This is a genomic window from Enterobacter sp. Acro-832, assembly GCF_011752745.1.
GTDB classification, from domain to species: domain Bacteria; phylum Pseudomonadota; class Gammaproteobacteria; order Enterobacterales; family Enterobacteriaceae; genus Enterobacter; species Enterobacter quasiroggenkampii.
This window is the reverse complement of the sequence record NZ_VWWX01000001.1, coordinates 914,573-932,343: the sequence shown is the minus strand read 5'-3', so window position 1 is coordinate 932,343 and position 17,771 is coordinate 914,573. Positions and strand designations below refer to the sequence as shown.

Here is a 17,771-nt window from a genome sequence, read left to right as displayed (position 1 = left end):
GCGAGACTTTAACGAAATGTCCGCATGGCGACAACAGGAATATGAAAGCAAGGCGAAACAGGACCTTTCCGTTTATGCTGTGAAGAACCCAAAAGGAGAGATGATGTACACCCTGAACTGGCTTCCCCCTTACGACTGGCAGTGGATGTTTGGCTTTCTTGGCGCGCGTGCGGTGACGGGCATTGAAACCGTCACGCACGACTACTACGAGCGCAGTTTTGCCTGCGAGGGACATCAGGGGATTTTCCGCGTGACGCCGGATATCGCAACACACACGCTGACCGTGACCCTCAGCCCGGGGTTAATTCCGGTTGCGCAGCCGTGCCTTGAGCGCATCGAACGCCTGTTCGATCTTGCCTGCAATCCGCAGCATATCGCGGAGACGCTGGGCGATCTCGGTGCTGCAAGGCCGGGCTTACGTTTGCCGGGAGCGATGGATGCGTATGAGCAGGGCGTCCGGGCGATTCTCGGACAACTGGTGAGCGTGGCGATGGCGGCGAAGCTGGCGTCACGCGTGGTGGCGTTATGCGGTGAACCCGTGGCGGATTGCCCGGGCTATCTCTGCTTCCCCACGCCGCAGGCGCTGGCGGCAGTGGACCCGCTGGCGCTGAAAGCGTTGGGCATGCCGGTAAAGCGCGCGGAGTCGCTGATTCATCTGGCGCAGTCGGTTATCGACGGAACATTTCCGCTTTTCCCGCCCGCGAATATAGAAGAGGGGATGAAGGCGCTACAGCAGCGGCCGGGGATAGGGCGCTGGACGGCAAATTATCTGGCCCTGCGCGGCTGGCAGGCGAAAGATGTGTTTCTGCCGGATGATTACCTGATTAAACAACGCTTCGCCGGAATGACGCCCGCGCAAATTCGTCGCTATGCCGAACGCTGGAAGCCGTGGCGCTCCTACGCGCTGTTGCATATCTGGTATACCGAAGGCTGGACACCGTCAGTTGATCGCGAAATAACTGGTGTTGAGCAGAAGATCTAATGGCTGCGGCTCGGCGATGGTGTCACCAAAGATAAAATCGATGCCGATACCGGAGAGCGTATCCATCATGATGGGCTGGTTACAGGGGCCTGCAATGGTTTTCATTCCCAGACGCTGGGCGTGGCCCTGAACAATGGTCACCATCATCTCATCCATCAGATTGCCGTACACGTTGGTTACCACCTCCGCATCCAGCATCAGATAGTCGGCCATGTTCGCGGTCAGGTGGGTAAAGACGTTCATATCGCGTCCCACCTGGCTGAAGATCACGCGGCAGCCCGCCTGACGGAGCTTTTGCAGACCCCGATGCAGGTTCTTATCCGGATTGCACACCACATCGGCAGAGATAACCAGATGCAGCAGACGGCCCGGCATCGGGCTTTTATCCAGCAGGTCGAGCAGTTCATCCACCAGCGTCACGCTGGCTAAACCGGCCTCCGAGAGCGGCAGCGCCACACCCATGCCTTTACTGGCGATCTGGGCGGCTGAGGTGCGGAAAAACTCGCTAAAGATTCGCCTGTCGAGGGCGTGCAGAAGCTCTGGCTCCGCCAGGCCCGAGCGGAAGGCATGCTCTTCCTGAACTTCGCCCTGGCTGGTCCACAGGCGTAACGACAGCAGCCAGAAATTACTGCTCTCAGGGATGCGCGGTGAGGCGACGCTGCGGGCAATCATCATCAGATGATTGTCTTTAATCATGTGCCACTGTTCATCAAGCGACATCATGCTGCGCGTGTGGTGATCCCGCTCCTGCTGGGGTTCATACACTGTCACCATGCCACGTCCGCTGTTTTTTGAGGCGTAACAGGCAATGTCCGCCTGTGACATGATCTCCGACGCCTGATGATTATTTTCATCAATCAGCGTGATGCCGGCGCTGGCGCCGATCCGGTGCAGGCGGCCTTCCCACATAAAGTGATAGTCGTTGATGGCATGAATCAGACGACCGGCGATATAGCGCGCGCTTTCCAGGTTGCAGTCCGGTAACAGTAACCCGAACTCGTCCCCGCCCAGACGCGCCAGCACGTCGCTGGAGCGGAGCATGGTTAACATCAGGGAAGCCAGTTCCCGCAGCAGGGCATCGCCCGCTGCGTGGCCAGCCGTGTCATTGACGGCTTTGAAGCGATCGAGGTCGATAAACACCAGGGCATGACGCTGACGCGTTTCGCGAACGGTCTGCAGGAGCCGTTTGAGATGGTTTTCGAAGCTGACCCGATTTGCAAGATGGGTCAGGGCATCGTGGGAAGCGCTGTAGCTCAGCTGGCGCAGCATTTTGCGCGACTCGGTCACGTCCTGAATCACGATCACCGAGCCGATATTCTGTCCATCCAGCGTGCTGAGCGGCGTAATGCTGTAGTGGATATCAAAATTGCCGCCGGTACGGCAGTTCAGCACCACGTCCTGATCGATATCGGAACGGGACATATCGCCGCTGTGAATATTTTCCATCAGCGGCCCTTTTTCACCAAAGGTGATGTGTAATACCTTCAGGATCGGCTGACCAATAGCTTCGGTCTGCAGCCAGCCGCTCATTTTCTCGGCGACCGGGTTCATAAAGGTGACGTTCATGTTGATATCGGTGCACAGCACTGCTTCACCGATGGAGTCGAGGGTAATGTGCAGACGCTCTTTTTCCTGGAAAAGCGCCTCGTTAAGCTGCTTAACCTCGGTCATGTCCATGTTGATACCGAGCAGCCGTTCGACTTCACCCTGCTTATTGAGCACCCGGTTCGCCAGGGAGCGAATATGACGCACGCCTTCCTTCACGCGAATGCGGAATTCCAGCTTAAACGGCAGACGGGAAATCAGAGAGTCCCGCAGTACCTTCTCTGCGTGGGCGCGATCTTCCGGCAGCATCGTGTCGTGCCAGAGCTGCCAGGTGGGCTTGATGTGCGGCGGAATTTCATACAGCTCAAACATCCGCTTATCCCAGCTGATAACGTCGGGTTCCAGATCCCACTCCCAGATGCCGATGCCCCCTGCTTCGTTTGCCAGGGTGATGCGCTCCATCAGGCGTTTATTGACCCACTCGGTCTGCTTCAGGTCGTTAATGTCTTCAATCTGGGCGATAAAATAGAGCGGCGAGCCGTCGGCATGGCGCACCACGGAGACGGCAAGAAGCGCCCAGACCACTTCCCCGTCGCGCGTGTAATAGCGCTTCTCGAGGGTATAGGTATTGATGTCGCCGTTAATGAGCTGTTCGAGCTGCTCCAGGTCGGTATTCAGATCTTCTGGCCAGGTAAGCTGCTGGAAGGTCAGCGACTGGAGCTCCGTCTGGCTGTAGCCGAGGAAATTGCACAGTGCCTTGTTCGCCTGAAGCCATTTTCCTTCGATGCTGACCAGCGCCATACCGATGGCAGAATATTCCATTGCGTTACGAAAACGCTCTTCGCTTTCGGTGATGTGTTTGCGCTCGGCGCGGAAGGCGTACATCACCATGGTCATCACGTTAGCGGGCAGGAGCAGCATCAGGAACGGCAGCCAGGGGGCGTTCAGCATCGGCCCGGCGTGCTGGGTGGTCAGCGCCAGAGGGTTCTGGGCAATCATCAGCGACACAACCATTACGGTGACCAGAAACACCATGAACGCTTCCATCCTCGGCAGGCGCACAGCGCTCCACATCAGCAGAACGATCACGCAGGTGAAGGGCCACGGCAGCCAGGTGATGGCTGCCCAACTGAGGGCTAACGTCACGGCCAGCGTGGTCAGCGTTTCCAGCAGCAACCGCGGATCGCGGTGGCGCAGCAGATAATGCGGCTTAAACAACAGCCCTAGCGGCACCAGCGCCAGTGCGCCAATCGCTTCTGACAATACCCAGACGAAGAAATTACGCAGTGGCTCTGGGCCGGGGGCCAGCAGGGTCACCAGAATACCGCCCACCAGCGGAGGCACCAGCGCGCTGCCGATGGCCACGCGGATCCAGTCGTTCAGATTCTGCAGCGGGTTGTACCATGGGAGCCATTTGCGCAGAAACAGCGCACCGATAGCGGCCTCAATGACGTTGATCGAAGGATAGATGAGGCTGACCGATCCCCAGGAGAACAGCATCCACGAGGCCAGAACATTGCCGAACGAGCAGGCCAGGGCAATGCCCGGCCACATTTTTCCGGCATGGCGGTAAAACGCCACCATCATAATGGCGGTGGGGAACCAGAGCGGAGCCAGCAGGGTGCCGAAACGGGTGAGTTCCAGCGAAAATAAGGTAAAGATAAAGGTGACCAGGCCCAGACAGACAAGTCGTGTTAAAGGATGTGGGGTAGTCACCAAAACCCGCTGGTATTGTTTATTCATTACCGCTTTATCCAGAGACGCCATGCCGTCAGGGAAGATGTCCGAACGCGTGAATTTGATAATTTGGTTTATGCTAGTACAAACAATTTACAATTCATATGGTGACCGCTCAGAATTTGACACCACAGACTTATTAAATACTTACTCCGTTAAAAAAAACGGTGAAACGGTGAAAAAATGGTCATTTAAATTTCATTCAGGGAATAAGTTGTCACTTTTCGGCCAGTCTCGCAGAACCTGTGCATTCGACTGGTATCACGCCCGCGAAATCCCTATAATTGCCGCGTTTGACGCTCCGGCGTCGTCCTTCCTTAACATCCAGGTTAATCAGGTCGCTAAATTTATGACTGATAAGTCTCATCAGTGCGTCATTATAGGCATCGCCGGCGCATCGGCTTCAGGTAAAAGTCTAATTGCCAGTACGCTTTATCGCGAACTGCGTGAACAAGTAGGTGATGAGCATATCGGCGTCATTCCCGAAGACAGCTATTACAAAGATCAATCCCATCTGTCGATGGAAGAGCGCGTTAAAACGAACTATGACCACCCCAATGCAATGGATCACAGCCTGCTGTTCCAGCATTTAGAAGCGCTTAAGAGCGGCCAGGCGATTGAACTGCCCGTTTACAGTTATGTCGAACATACCCGCACCCAGGAAACGATCCGCATCGAGCCGAAAAAGGTCATTATCCTTGAAGGCATTCTGCTGCTGACCGATGCCCGCCTGCGTGAATCCATGAACTTCTCGATTTTCGTCGATACCCCGCTGGATATCTGCCTGATGCGCCGCATCAAGCGTGACGTTAATGAACGCGGCCGTTCAATGGACTCCGTGATGGCGCAATACCAGAAAACGGTCCGCCCAATGTTCCTGCAGTTTATTGAACCTTCCAAACAATACGCCGATATTATCGTGCCGCGCGGGGGTAAAAACCGCATTGCGATTGATATCTTAAAAGCGAAAATCAGCCAGTTTTTTGAATAAGCCGCGTGAATTGTGTACCGTTCAGAGATAACCTGGTTTTACCCTGAGCGCTTACCGACTCAGGGTACGTTGCATGAAAGGAGAAAGAGGCGTGCGTCTTTGTGATCGCGATATAGAAGCCTGGCTGGATGAAGGCCGTTTGTCTATTACCCCGCGTCCACCTGTTGAGCGTATCAATGGGGTGACCGTTGATGTCCGGTTGGGGAATAAATTCCGCACCTTTAGCGGCCATACCGCACCGTTCATCGACCTCAGCGGTCCGAAGGACGAAGTCAGCGCCGCGCTCGATCGCGTGATGAGTGATGAAATCGTTATCGACGACGGCGAAGCCTTTTATCTGCATCCGGGTGAACTGGCGCTGGCGGTCACATTTGAATCCGTTACCCTGCCTGCGGACCTCGTCGGCTGGCTTGATGGCCGCTCTTCGCTGGCGCGACTGGGGCTGATGGTACACGTGACCGCGCACCGTATCGATCCAGGCTGGTCAGGACGTATCGTGCTGGAATTCTTCAATGCCGGTAAATTGCCGCTGGCGCTTCGTCCGGGCATGATGATCGGCGCGTTGAGTTTTGAACCGCTGTCAGGCCCGGCAGACAGGCCGTATAACCGCCGCCAGGACGCAAAATATCGCGACCAGCAGGGTGCGGTTGCCAGCCGTATTGATAAAGACTGATCGTTAGTCCATTGAGGATGCCATGAGAAGAGTTCTGACAACGCTGATGATTTTGCTGGTGGTGCTGGTGGCTGGCCTTTCGGCGTTGGTTCTGCTGGTTAACCCCAATGACTTCCGCGCTTACATGGTGCGGCAGGTCGAGGCACGCAGTGGTTATCAACTGAAGCTTGATGGGCCGCTGCGCTGGCACGTCTGGCCGCAGCTCAGTATTCTCTCTGGCCGCATGTCGCTCACGGCGCCGGGGGCATCCCAGCCGCTGGTTTCCGCAGACAACATGCGCCTTGATGTGGCGCTGATCCCGCTCATTTCCCATCAGTTGCAGGTGAATCAGGTGATGCTGAAAGGCGCGGTGATTCAGCTCACCCCGCAAACCGAGGCCGTGCGTGATGCTAACGCGCCGGTGGCACCGCGCGAAAATACCCTGCCTGATGAGCCGTCTGATACAGGCTGGTCCTTTGATATTGGCAAACTGAAAGTGGCCGATAGCGTACTGGTTTTCCAGCATGAGCACGAAGAGCAGGTCACCGTTCGCAACATTAACCTGCAGATGGAACAGGATGCACACCATATTGCGTCGGTGGAATTCAGCGGGCGCGTGAACCGCGATCAGCGCGATCTGACCCTGTCGCTGAATGCCAGCGTTAACGCGTCAGACTATCCGCACCAGCTCACCGCCGACATTCAGCAGCTTGACTGGCAGCTGACGGGGGCCGATCTTCCTACCCAGGGGATCGCCGGGCAGGGGACGCTGCAGGCCGTGTGGCGCGAGGAACAAAAACAGCTGGAGCTGGATAACCTCAACCTGCAGGCAAATGACAGTAGCCTGAAAGGGCAGGCCAGCGTCACGCTCGAAGAAAAGCCGAAGTGGGTGCTGAATCTGCAGTTTGACAAGCTCAACCTTGAAAATCTGTTGCCGCCTCTGCCAGCCAGCGCCACGGACATCAATGCAGCGCAGACGGGGCAAAGCCAGGCAGCGGTATCACGCCCGGTTATTTCGTCGAATCTCGATCAGCCTGACTATAACGCCCTGCGCGGATTCACGGCGGATATTCTGCTTAAAGCCACTAGCCTGCGCTGGCGCGGCATGGACTTTACCGACGTGAGCAGCCAGATGTTTAACCATAACGGTTTGCTGGTGATCTCCGAACTGAGCGGCAAGATGGGCGCAGGGCACCTCTCGCTGCCCGGCACGCTGGATGTCCGTAAAGACGTTGCCAGCGCCGAATTCCAGCCGCGTCTCGATAACGTTGAGATAGGAACCATCCTGAACGCGTTTAACTACCCGATATCCCTGACGGGGCAGTTGACGCTGGCGGGGGACTTCTCCGGCACGAAAATTGATGCCGAGGCTTTCCGCCGCGAGTGGCAGGGACAGGCGCATCTTGATCTGAAAAACTCCCGTATGGAAGGGCTCAACTTCCAGCAGCTGGTGCAGCAGGCGGTAGAGCGCAGCAGCGATGTGAAAGCCCAGGAGAACTACGACAGCGCCACGCGACTCGACAGCTTCACCACGGACCTGACGCTGGACAACGGACAACTCTCTCTCGACGGAATGCAGGGTACCTCTTCACTCTTATCATTGACGGGCGAAGGTAAGCTGGATCTGGTCAAAGAGACGGCGGACACGCGCTTTAACGTGCGGGTACTTTCCGGCTGGCAGGGAGAAAGTAAGCTCATCGACTTCCTGAAAGAGACGCCGGTCCCATTGAGCGTATACGGCAAATGGCAGGCTCTGAATTATAGCCTCCAGGTGGATCAGATCCTGCGCAAGCATCTGCAGGATGAAGCGAAACGTCGGCTGAGCGGCTGGGCGGATCGTAATAAAGATTCGCAGGACGGCAAGGATGTGAAGAAGTTGCTGGATAAACTGTGATGCCTGTTGCGCCGGGTGGCGGCTTCGCCTTACCCGGCCTACAAAAGCCTGACGCCGTTGCGCCACCCGGCTTTTTTACACCTCAAAATCCAGCTCTTCCTCATCCCGCAGCGGTATCAGCTGAACTTTCTGCACGCGATGGTTTTCAATTTGTAGCGTTTTAAGCAGATAGTCGCCTACCTGAACCTCTTCCCCCGGCTTCGGGATACGCTGCAGATACTCCATCAGCAGACCGGCAATGGTGTGATATTCCCGCTTTTCATCCAGCGGCAGCGGCACATATTGCACCAGATCTTCCAGCGGCATATGGCCGTTTGCCGTCCACGAGCCATCGGCGTTTTTCTGAATGTCGTGGCGGGCATCAATCTCATCCACCTCGTTTGGCAGATTACCGGCAATGGTTTCCATGACGTCGCTGAGCGTGACCAGTCCTTCCACCGAACCAAACTCATCCACCACAAAGGCAAAGTGGGTCCGCGCGTTACGGAACTGCTCAAGGGCGGAAAGTAACGGCAGCCCCTCCGGGAAGACCAGCGGCTGGCGAACCAGGACGCGGAGATTGAGCGGCTCGCCGTGAAGCTGCTGCTGGAGCAGGTCAATGACGTGCACCACGCCCAGCAGCTCCTCTTCCGCTTCCCCGCCGGTCACCACCACGCGTGTGTGCTGGTTTTTATCCAGCAGGGCGCGAATGTGCGCTTCCGGGGCCGTCAGGTCAATGTGCTCTATATCATGCCGCGACGTCATAATGCTGCTGACCGTACGCTGGTTAAGATTGAGCACCCGCTCAATCATTCGTCGTTCCTGCGGGTCAAAGATCTGCCCGTCACTGTGGTCGGCCAGCATTGCGGAGGATTCGGCGTCCAGCTCCGCATCCTCTTTCTTACCGCTTAACAGCCGCATGACCGTGTCGGCCGTACGCTGACGCAGCGTCTGATTTGCGGAAAGGAAGCGGCGGCGGTTGAATATCGCAAGCTGGTTAAGCGCTTCAATCATGACGGAGAACCCGATGGCGGCATACAGGTAGCCTTTCGGAATATGGAAGCCAAAACCGTCGGCCACCAGGCTAAAGCCAATCATCAGCAGGAAGCTCAGACAGAGGATCACGATGGTGGGGTGACTGTTCACAAAACGGGTCAGTGCCTTGCTGGCCATAACCATCAGCGTGATGGCAATAATGACCGCGGCCATCATCACCGCAAGATGGTCCACCATCCCGACGGCGGTGATCACCGAGTCCAGGGAGAAGACCGCATCCAGCACCACGATTTGCGCGACTACCGGCCAGAATTTTGCCCCGCGGCGCTGGGTCGGGTTCTCACTGTCTTTGCCTTCCAGCCGCTCGTTGAGCTCCACGGTGGCTTTGAACAGCAGGAACAGGCCGCCGAAAAGCATGATCAGATCGCGGGCGCTAAAGCTCAGACCGTGGATGGAGAACAGAGGCTGAGTGAGCGTGACCAGCCAGGAAATAGAGGCCAGCAGCAGTAACCGCATGACCATCGCCAGCAGCAGCCCCGTTACGCGCGCGCGATCGCGCTGGGAAGGGGGCAGTTTTTCAGCGAGGATGGCGATAAAAACCAGATTATCAATCCCGAGCACCAGCTCGATGACGACCAGCGTAACCAGCCCGGCCCAGATTGAGGGATCGGCAATCCATTCCATAGTAGTAGCAATACCTTCTGTAACATGACGAATGACACAATTCGATCATGGATAAAGCTGGGGGAAATTGCAATGTCAGTATGAGATTTCTCTCAATAATCATTAAATTAATAATACCGGGAATAATAAGTCTAATTCATCAAGAAAGTCTGTATTTATCTGAAATAACAAAATTAAGAAATATCGCATTAAAAGATGTTCAATGATAACGCTGTCAATATAAAGAAATTCTTAAAAATAAACTGCTTTTCTAAACAAATTCTTAAAATTTGGTGTTCGGAACCCGTTTTCTTGCCTGTTTTGGGATTAGCTGTTACAAGATTATTAGCCTGAAAAAGGATATCTTCTGTTACTGGTTGTTGTTTTTTTTTGAGCGACTAACGAAATAGTGCCTGCGTATTATGAATGCTCCATTTATTTCAAATGCAAAAAATCTGGCGATTTTTTGCCTGCAATTCATCGTGTTATAGCGTATTGGTAGCTGGAAGCCAAGGGCGGTAGCGTGCCTGGATGTGTGTGGATGAGCCATGATTCCGTTGTCAACAGTGACTGGCCAAATAACGTTTTTTTTAGGAATGATGCTAGTTATATTTTTATTTAATTAGCTACATTCTTAATGCATTTTAGATTCACACGTATTTAAATTGCACAGGATAATTACTCTGCCAAAGTGATAAATAATCAATGATGAACTCCAAAATGAAATTGATGCCATTATTGGTGTCTGTGACCTTGATGAGCGGTTGCACTGTCTTTCCCGGCAGCAATATGTCAACAATGGGCAAGGATGTGATCAAGCAACAGGATGCCGATTTTGATCTCGACAAAATGGTGAATGTTTATCCACTTACGCCTCGTCTGGTCGAACAATTACGCCCACGTCCAAACGTTGCCCAGCCGAATATGTCACTGGACCAGGAAATTGCGTCCTACCAGTATCGCGTAGGGCCTGGAGACGTCATTAACGTGACCGTCTGGGACCACCCCGAACTGACCACGCCAGCGGGCCAGTACCGTAGCTCAAGCGACACCGGTAACTGGGTGCAGTCAGATGGCACCATGTTCTATCCCTACATTGGTAAAGTCCATGTGGCAGGGAAAACGCTTGCCGAGATCCGTAGTGATATTACCGGCCGCTTAGCGCAGTACATCGCCGACCCGCAGGTGGACGTTAATATCGCCGCATTCCGCTCGCAAAAAGCCTACATCTCCGGCCAGGTGAACAAATCCGGTCAGCAGGCTATCACCAACGTTCCTCTGACCGTGCTGGATGCCATTAACGCCGCGGGCGGGTTAACCGACGGCGCCGACTGGCGCAACGTGGTGCTGACCCACAACGGGAAGGAGCAGCGCATTTCGCTTCAGGCGCTGATGCAAAACGGCGATCTGACCCAGAACCGCCTGCTTTACCCGGGCGACATCCTCTATGTACCACGCAATGACGATCTCAAAGTCTTCGTGATGGGTGAAGTGAAGAAACAAAGCACCCTCAAGATGGACTTCAGCGGTATGACGCTGACCGAAGCGCTGGGCAATGCTGAGGGTATCGATCTGACGACCTCTAACGCGACCGGCATCTTCGTGATCCGTCCGCTGAAAGGTGAGGGCAGCGCGAAAGGCAAGATTGCCAACATCTACCAGCTGGATATGTCCGATGCGACCTCTCTGGTGATGGCGACGGAGTTCCGTCTCCAGCCATACGATGTGGTGTATGTCACTACCGCACCGGTTGCCCGCTGGAACCGTCTGATCAACCAGTTGCTGCCAACCATCAGTGGCGTTCGCTACATGACGGATACGGCGCGCGACATTCATACCTGGTAATCCGCGATGTTTAACAAAATTCTGGTGGTATGCGTGGGGAACATTTGCCGTTCCCCTACGGCTGAACGGTTGTTGAAACACTACCAGCCCGAACTGACCGTTGATTCGGCAGGGCTGGGTGCACTGGTCGGTAAAGGTGCCGATGAGCGCGCAACGATCGTGGCGCGGGATCATCACCTCTCTCTCGACGGGCATGTTGCCCGCCAGGTCACTGGCCGCATGTGCCGCGAGTATGACCTGATTCTGGCGATGGAAAAACGCCATATTCATGCGCTGTGCGATATCGCTCCGGAGATGCGCGGTAAGGTGATGCTGTTTGGACACTGGGACAATGAACGTGAAATCCCCGATCCCTACCGCAAAAGCCATGAGGCCTTTGAGGCGGTTTACACCTTACTTGACCAGTCTGCCCAACAGTGGGCGCAGGCACTGAAAGCTCAGCAGGGATAACAATGACCGAAAAAACAAGACCTTCTGCCGCCCCGACTTCGGGCAGTGATGAAATTGATATTGGACGCCTGGTCGGCACTGTTGTAGAGGCAAAGTGGTGGGTGCTGGGCATTACCGCCGTGTTTGCCGCGGCGGCCGTCGTCTACACGCTGTTTGCCACACCTATCTACAGCGCCGATGCGCTGGTGCAGATCGAGCAGAATACCGGTAACTCGCTGGTGCAGGACATTGGCTCTGCGCTGGCGAACAAGCCGCCGGCCTCCGATGCTGAAATTCAGCTCATCCAGTCACGTCTGGTGCTGGGTAAAACGGTCCACGACCTTGGCCTTGATATCTCCGTCACCAAAAATACCTTCCCGATCTTTGGTGCGGGATGGGATCGGTTGATGGGCAGAAACAACGACACGGTCAAGGTCACTGACTTCGTGCTGCCAAAAGGGGCCGCCGATCAGACCTTTACCCTGACGGTACTTGGACCGAAACAGTACCAGCTGACCAGCGACGCGGGCTTTAGCGCGCGCGGTGAAGTGGGGCAGATGCTCACCAAAGATGGCGTCAGCATGATGGTCAGCGCGATCAATGCCCAGGAGGGCGGTGAATTCACCGTCACGAAATTCTCCACGCTGGGGATGATCAACAATCTGCAGAACAACCTGACCGTCACCGAAAACGGTAAGGATACCGGCGTGCTGAGCATGACCTTTACCGGTGAAGATAAGGATCAGATCCGCGACATCCTGAACAGCATTACCCGCAACTATCTTGAGCAGAACGTCGAGCGTAAGTCGGCTGAAGCGGCGAAAAGCCTGGCCTTCCTCGCGAAACAGCTCCCGGAAGTTCGCGGCCGTCTGGATGATGCCGAGAACAAGCTGAACGCCTACCGTCAGGATAAAGACTCCGTTGACCTGCCGCTGGAGGCAAAATCGGTCCTCGATTCGATGGTCAATATTGATGCGCAGCTTAACGAGCTGACCTTCAAAGAGGCGGAGATTTCCAAGCTTTACACCAAACGCCACCCGGCCTACCGCACCCTGCTGGAAAAACGCCGCACGCTGGAAGAGGAGAAGGCGAAGCTCAATGACCGCGTGACCGCGATGCCGAAAACTCAGCAGGAGATCGTGCGTCTGACCCGCGACGTGGAGTCCGGACAGCAGGTCTATATGCAGCTGCTGAACAAGCAGCAGGAGCTGAAAATCACCGAGGCAAGCACCGTGGGTGACGTGCGCATCGTCGACCCGGCCATTACCCAGCCTGGCGTGCTGAAGCCGAAGAAAGCGCTGATCATTCTCGGCAGCATTATTCTCGGCCTGATGCTCTCTATCGTTGGCGTGCTGCTGCGTTCGCTGTTCAACCGCGGTATCGAAAGCCCGCAGGTGCTGGAAGAAAACGGTATCAACGTCTATGCCAGCATTCCGCTGTCTGAGTGGCAAAAATCCCGTGACAGCGTCAAAACCATCAAAGGCGTTAAGCGTTACAAACAGAGCCAGCTGCTGGCGGTGGGTAACCCAACCGACCTCGCTATCGAAGCGATCCGCAGCCTGCGCACCAGTCTGCACTTCGCCATGATGCAGGCTAAAAATAACGTCCTGATGTTAACCGGCGTCAGCCCGTCAATCGGTAAAACCTTTGTCTGCGCCAACCTGGCGGCGGTGGTCAGCCAGACCAACAAGCGTGTGCTGCTGATCGACTGCGATATGCGTAAGGGCTACACCCACGAACTGCTGGGTACCAACAACGTTAACGGTCTGTCGGAAATCCTGCTTGGCAAAGGTGATATCAGCCAGAGCGCGAAGCCCACTACGGTGCCGAAATTTGACCTGATCCCTCGTGGGCAGGTGCCGCCTAACCCGTCCGAGCTGCTGATGAGCGAGCGCTTTAGCGAACTGGTGGAGTGGGCGAGCAAAAACTACGACCTGGTGCTGATCGATACGCCGCCGATTCTGGCCGTGACCGACGCGGCCGTTGTTGGCCGCCATGCGGGTACCACCCTGATGGTGGCGCGTTACGCAGTGAACACCCTGAAAGAGGTGGAAACCAGCCTGAGCCGCTTCGAGCAGAACGGGATTGAGGTAAAAGGGGTGATCCTGAACTCCATCTTCCGTCGCGCGACCGGCTATCAGGATTATGGCTATTACGAGTACGAATATAAGTCTGACAGTAAATAACAAAACACCCCCCCTCACTCTAACCCTCTCCCCTGAGGGGAGAGGGAACTGTCCGGTGCCGCCTTTCACCCTCTCCCCTCAGGGGAGAGGGGCGGGGTGAGGGGTAGGAGGAAAAAATGACCACACAACGCCCTTTGATTTCTATCTATATGCCGACATGGAATCGTCAGCAGCTGGCGATCCGCGCAATCAAGTCGGTGTTACGTCAGGATTACGATAACTGGGAGCTGATCATCGTGGATGACTGCTCTTCCTCGTATGAACAGCTGCAAAAATTTGTGACTGACCTCAACGACCCGCGGGTGGTTTATACACATAACGCCATTAACTCCGGCGCCTGTGCTGTGCGTAACCAGGCGATTATGCAGGCCAAAGGGCAGTATCTGACCGGCATCGACGACGACGACGAATGGACGCCGAACCGCCTGTCTGTCTTCCTGTCGCATAAAGAGCAGCTGGTCACGCACGCGTTCCTGTATGCCAACGACTATGTCTGTCAGGGCGAGGTGTACTCGCAGCCTGCCAGCCTGCCGCTGTATCCGAAATCACCGTATTCTCGCCGCCTGTTCTACAAGCGCAATATCATTGGTAACCAGGTCTTTACCTGGGCGTGGCGCTTCAAAGAGTGCCTGTTCGATACCGAACTGAAGGCTGCGCAGGATTACGATATCTTTCTGCGCATGGTGGTGGAATACGGCGAACCGTGGAAGGTCGAAGAGGCCACGCAGATCCTGCACATCAATCACGGGGAGATGCAGATTACCTCCTCGCCGAAAAAATTCTCGGGTTACTTCCATTTTTACCGCAAGCACAAGGACAAGTTTGACCGTGCCAGCCGTAAATATCAGCTCTTTACCCTCTATCAGATCCGCAATAAGCGCATGAACTGGCGCACGCTGCTGACGCTGTTGTCCGTTCGTAACGGCAAGCGCCTGGCTGATGGACTTCGGGGGAAATAATGTTTCTGGAAGATTGCCGCGCTAACAGCTGGAGCCTGCGTCCGTGCTGCATGGTTCTGGCGTACCGCATCGCGCATTTTTGCTCGGTGTGGCGTAAGAAAAATGTCCTGAACAACATCTGGGCGGCACCCGTGCTGGTGCTGTATCGCATCATCACCGAATGCTTTTTTGGCTATGAAATTCAGGCCGCGGCCACCATTGGCCGCCGCTTTACCATCCATCACGGCTATGCGGTGGTGATCAACAAGTTCGTGGTCGCCGGGGATGATTTCACCATCCGCCATGGGGTGACCATTGGCAACCGTGGGCCAGACAGCCTGGCCTGCCCGGTCATTGGCAATAACGTCGAGCTGGGCGCGAACGTGGTGATCATTGGTGATATTACGATTGGTAACAACGTCACGATTGGTGCGGGCAGCGTGGTGCTGGACACCATTCCGGATAACGCGCTGGTGGTGGGAGAAAAAGCCCGCGTGAAGGTGATTAAATGAATATTCTGCAATTTAACGTACGCCTCGCAGAAGGCGGAGCGGCAGGGGTGGCGCTGGATCTGCACCAGCGCGCGCTGCAAAAAGGACTTCAGTCTCGTTTTATTTATGGTTATGGCAAGGGCGGCAAGAAAAGCGTCAGTCACGATAACTTCCCGCAGGTGCACAAGCACACGCCGCGCCTGACCTCGATTGCCAATATCGCGTTGTTCCGTCTGTTTAACCGCGATCTGTTTGGCAACCTGAATACGCTTTATCGCACGGTGACCCGCACTACCGGCCCGGTTGTGCTGCATTTTCACGTGTTGCACAGCTACTGGCTAAATCTGGAAGAGGTGGTGGCGTTCTGTCAGAAGGTGCAGGCCCACAAGCCCGACACCCGCTTCGTCTGGACGCTGCACGATCACTGGAGCGTAACCGGCCGTTGCGCGTTTACCGACGGCTGCGAAGGCTGGAAAAACAACTGCCAGAAATGCCCGACGCTGAGCAACTACCCGCCGGTGAAGGTGGATCGCGCGCACACGCTGGTGGCCGGCAAGCGCCAGCTTTTCCGCGACATGCTCTCGCTCGGCTGCACGTTTATCTCCCCGAGCCAGCACGTGGCCGATGCCTTCAACAGCCTGTACGGGGCAGGGCGCTGCCAGATTATTAACAACGGCATCGACGTGGCGACGGAAGCCATTCTCGCCGAGCTGACGCCGGTGGCAGAAACCGCGGGCAAACCGAAAATCGCTATCGTAGCGCATGACCTGCGCTACGACGGGAAAACCAACCAGCAGCTGGTGCGCGACATGATGGCGCTGGGTGACAAAATTGAGCTCCATACCTTCGGCAAATTTTCACCGTTCGAAGGGGCTAACGTGGTGAACCACGGGTTTGAAACCGATAAGCGCAAGCTGATGAGCGCGCTGAATGAAATGGATGCGCTGGTATTCAGCTCCCGCGTGGATAACTACCCGCTGATCCTCTGTGAAGCGCTCTCCATCGGCGTGCCGGTGATTGCCACCCACAGCGATGCGGCACGCGAAGTGCTGGAAAAATCCGGCGGGAAAACTTTTGCCGAGCAGGAGGTCCTGCCGCTGGTGCAACTGCCGAAGGCGCAGATCGCTCAGGCTGTTTTTGGCACTGACCTGGAATCGTTCCGCAACCGCAGCCGCAAGGCCTACAGTGGACAACAGATGCTGGAGGAGTATGTCTCGTTCTATCAGAATCTGTAGTTATCTGCTGCTGCCGCTGATCTATCTGCTGGTCAACGTCAAAATTGCCCAGCTCGGCGAAAGCTTTCCGATAACCATCGTCACCTTCTTGCCCGTTCTGCTTCTGCTGTATGTCGATAAAATCAACCTGAAGAAGCTGATGATTGCCTTAGGGTTGGGTACGGGCCTGACGCTGTTTAACTACATCTTTGGCCAGTCGCTGGATGCCAGTAAATACGTCACCTCGACCATGCTGTTTGTTTATATCGTTATTATTATCGGAATGGTCTGGAGTATTCGCTTCAAAACGATTTCTCCGCACAATTATCGGAAAATCCTCAGGTTCTTTTATATTGCCGTTGCGTTAATTGTTATGCTTGCTGCCATGGAGATGGCGCAAATTATTCTTACCGGCGGCAGTAGTCTGATGGAGATAATTTCGAAATATCTCATTTACAGCAACAGCTATGTTTTGAACTTCATCAAGTTCGGCGGGAAGCGTACCACGGCCCTCTATTTTGAACCGGCGTTTTTCGCTTTGGCGTTAATCTCAATTTGGCTCAGCATCAAACAGTTTGGTATCAAAACGCCTAAGACCGATGCTATGATTCTTGCAGGAATCGTTCTGTCTGGATCGTTCTCAGGGGTAATGACATTTATCCTGTTTTACCTGCTGGAATGGGCGTTTCAGTACCTGAACAAAGATGCGATTAAGAAAAAACTGCCGCTGGCGATTATCTCCCTGACGGTATTTATGGTGGGCGTGATATTTGCCTTCCCATACATCTCAGAACGACTGGGTGATTTGGGAACGGAAGGCTCATCGTCCTATTATCGCATCATTGGACCGCTGGTGATGGTGGGTTATTCCTTAACCCATATAGATGGTGTAGTAAGATTCGGCTCACTTTACGAATATGTTGCATCATTCGGAATCTTTAACGGTGCGGATGTCGGTAAAACCATAGACAATGGTCTGTATCTGTTAATTATTTATTTTTCGTGGTTCGCCGTACTGTTGACGCTGTGGTATCTGTTTAAAGTTTTCAAAATGATGATTAACGCGTTCGGGGATAACCAGAACTTTCGCGTGCAGCTTTATCTGTTTACGCCGGTGTCGCTGTTTTTTACCGGGTCAATATTTAGTCCGGAATATGCTTTCTTGATTGTCTGTCCGTTTATTCTGCGCAAAGCGCTTAATATTACGAACGTATGAAGAAATGAGGTGA

The 17,771-nt window shown here is 54.7% G+C and carries 13 protein-coding genes; 11 read left to right on the top strand and 2 right to left on the bottom strand.

Features of this window, described 5'->3' with window-relative positions; genetic code table 11:
- Window positions 1–103 precede the first annotated feature (103 nt).
- The gene (gene alkA / locus F3J31_RS04325; RefSeq protein ID WP_167212034.1) at window positions 104–982 is read left to right on the top strand and encodes a DNA-3-methyladenine glycosylase 2; all 879 of its coding nucleotides are present in this window, start codon (window positions 104–106) and stop codon (window positions 980–982) included.
- Here alkA and F3J31_RS04320 read toward each other — a convergent pair.
- Window positions 941–4,270, bottom strand: coding sequence for a diguanylate cyclase (locus F3J31_RS04320; RefSeq protein ID WP_167211532.1), 3,330 nt, complete (start codon window positions 4,268–4,270; stop codon window positions 941–943). The genes alkA and F3J31_RS04320 overlap by 42 nt on opposite strands.
- 343 nt (window positions 4,271–4,613) lie before the next feature.
- On the opposite strand from F3J31_RS04320, the gene udk reads away from it, so the two are divergent.
- The 3 genes from udk (at window position 4,614) to asmA (ending at window position 7,801) form a co-directional block, all read left to right on the top strand.
- A complete protein-coding gene (gene udk / locus F3J31_RS04315; protein ID WP_008500855.1) occupies window positions 4,614–5,255 on the top strand; it encodes a uridine kinase in 642 nt (213 codons plus the stop codon).
- A 91-nt stretch (window positions 5,256–5,346) separates the two neighbouring features.
- Window positions 5,347–5,928, top strand: a complete 582-nt coding sequence (gene dcd, locus F3J31_RS04310; protein ID WP_024908111.1) for a dCTP deaminase — start codon at window positions 5,347–5,349, stop codon at window positions 5,926–5,928.
- A gap of 22 nt (window positions 5,929–5,950) precedes the next feature.
- On the top strand, window positions 5,951–7,801 hold the full coding sequence (gene asmA / locus F3J31_RS04305) for an outer membrane assembly protein AsmA (protein WP_167211529.1): 1,851 nt from the start codon (window positions 5,951–5,953) through the stop codon (window positions 7,799–7,801).
- Window positions 7,802–7,876: 75 nt separating this feature from the next.
- On the opposite strand, the gene F3J31_RS04300 is transcribed toward asmA, so the two are convergent.
- On the bottom strand, window positions 7,877–9,460 hold the full coding sequence (locus tag F3J31_RS04300; protein ID WP_167211526.1) for a TerC family protein: 1,584 nt from the start codon (window positions 9,458–9,460) through the stop codon (window positions 7,877–7,879).
- Between the two features lie 684 nt (window positions 9,461–10,144).
- Between F3J31_RS04300 and F3J31_RS04295 the strand changes: the two genes are divergently transcribed.
- The 7 genes from F3J31_RS04295 (at window position 10,145) to wcaD (ending at window position 17,758) form a co-directional block, all read left to right on the top strand.
- The gene (locus F3J31_RS04295) at window positions 10,145–11,284 is read left to right on the top strand and encodes a polysaccharide export protein (RefSeq protein WP_008499413.1); all 1,140 of its coding nucleotides are present in this window, start codon (window positions 10,145–10,147) and stop codon (window positions 11,282–11,284) included.
- 6 nt (window positions 11,285–11,290) lie between these two features.
- On the top strand, window positions 11,291–11,734 hold the full coding sequence (wzb, locus tag F3J31_RS04290) for a low molecular weight protein-tyrosine-phosphatase Wzb (RefSeq protein WP_045908628.1): 444 nt from the start codon (window positions 11,291–11,293) through the stop codon (window positions 11,732–11,734).
- Between the two features lie 2 nt (window positions 11,735–11,736).
- Window positions 11,737–13,899, top strand: a complete 2,163-nt coding sequence (wzc, locus tag F3J31_RS04285) for a tyrosine-protein kinase Wzc (RefSeq protein ID WP_048028312.1) — start codon at window positions 11,737–11,739, stop codon at window positions 13,897–13,899.
- A 116-nt stretch (window positions 13,900–14,015) separates the two neighbouring features.
- On the top strand, window positions 14,016–14,858 hold the full coding sequence (wcaA, locus tag F3J31_RS04280; protein ID WP_045908626.1) for a colanic acid biosynthesis glycosyltransferase WcaA: 843 nt from the start codon (window positions 14,016–14,018) through the stop codon (window positions 14,856–14,858).
- The gene (gene wcaB / locus F3J31_RS04275; protein ID WP_039025009.1) at window positions 14,858–15,349 is read left to right on the top strand and encodes a colanic acid biosynthesis acetyltransferase WcaB; all 492 of its coding nucleotides are present in this window, start codon (window positions 14,858–14,860) and stop codon (window positions 15,347–15,349) included. The genes wcaA and wcaB overlap by 1 nt, the downstream gene beginning before the upstream one ends.
- Window positions 15,346–16,563 carry a colanic acid biosynthesis glycosyltransferase WcaC gene (gene wcaC / locus F3J31_RS04270; protein ID WP_045908625.1) on the top strand — a complete coding sequence of 406 codons (1,218 nt, stop codon included), beginning with the start codon at window positions 15,346–15,348 and terminating at the stop codon, window positions 16,561–16,563. The genes wcaB and wcaC overlap by 4 nt, the downstream gene beginning before the upstream one ends.
- On the top strand, window positions 16,538–17,758 hold the full coding sequence (gene wcaD, locus F3J31_RS04265) for a colanic acid polymerase WcaD (protein WP_045908624.1): 1,221 nt from the start codon (window positions 16,538–16,540) through the stop codon (window positions 17,756–17,758). Before wcaC ends, wcaD begins: the two co-directional genes overlap by 26 nt.
- Window positions 17,759–17,771: the final 13 nt, after the last annotated feature.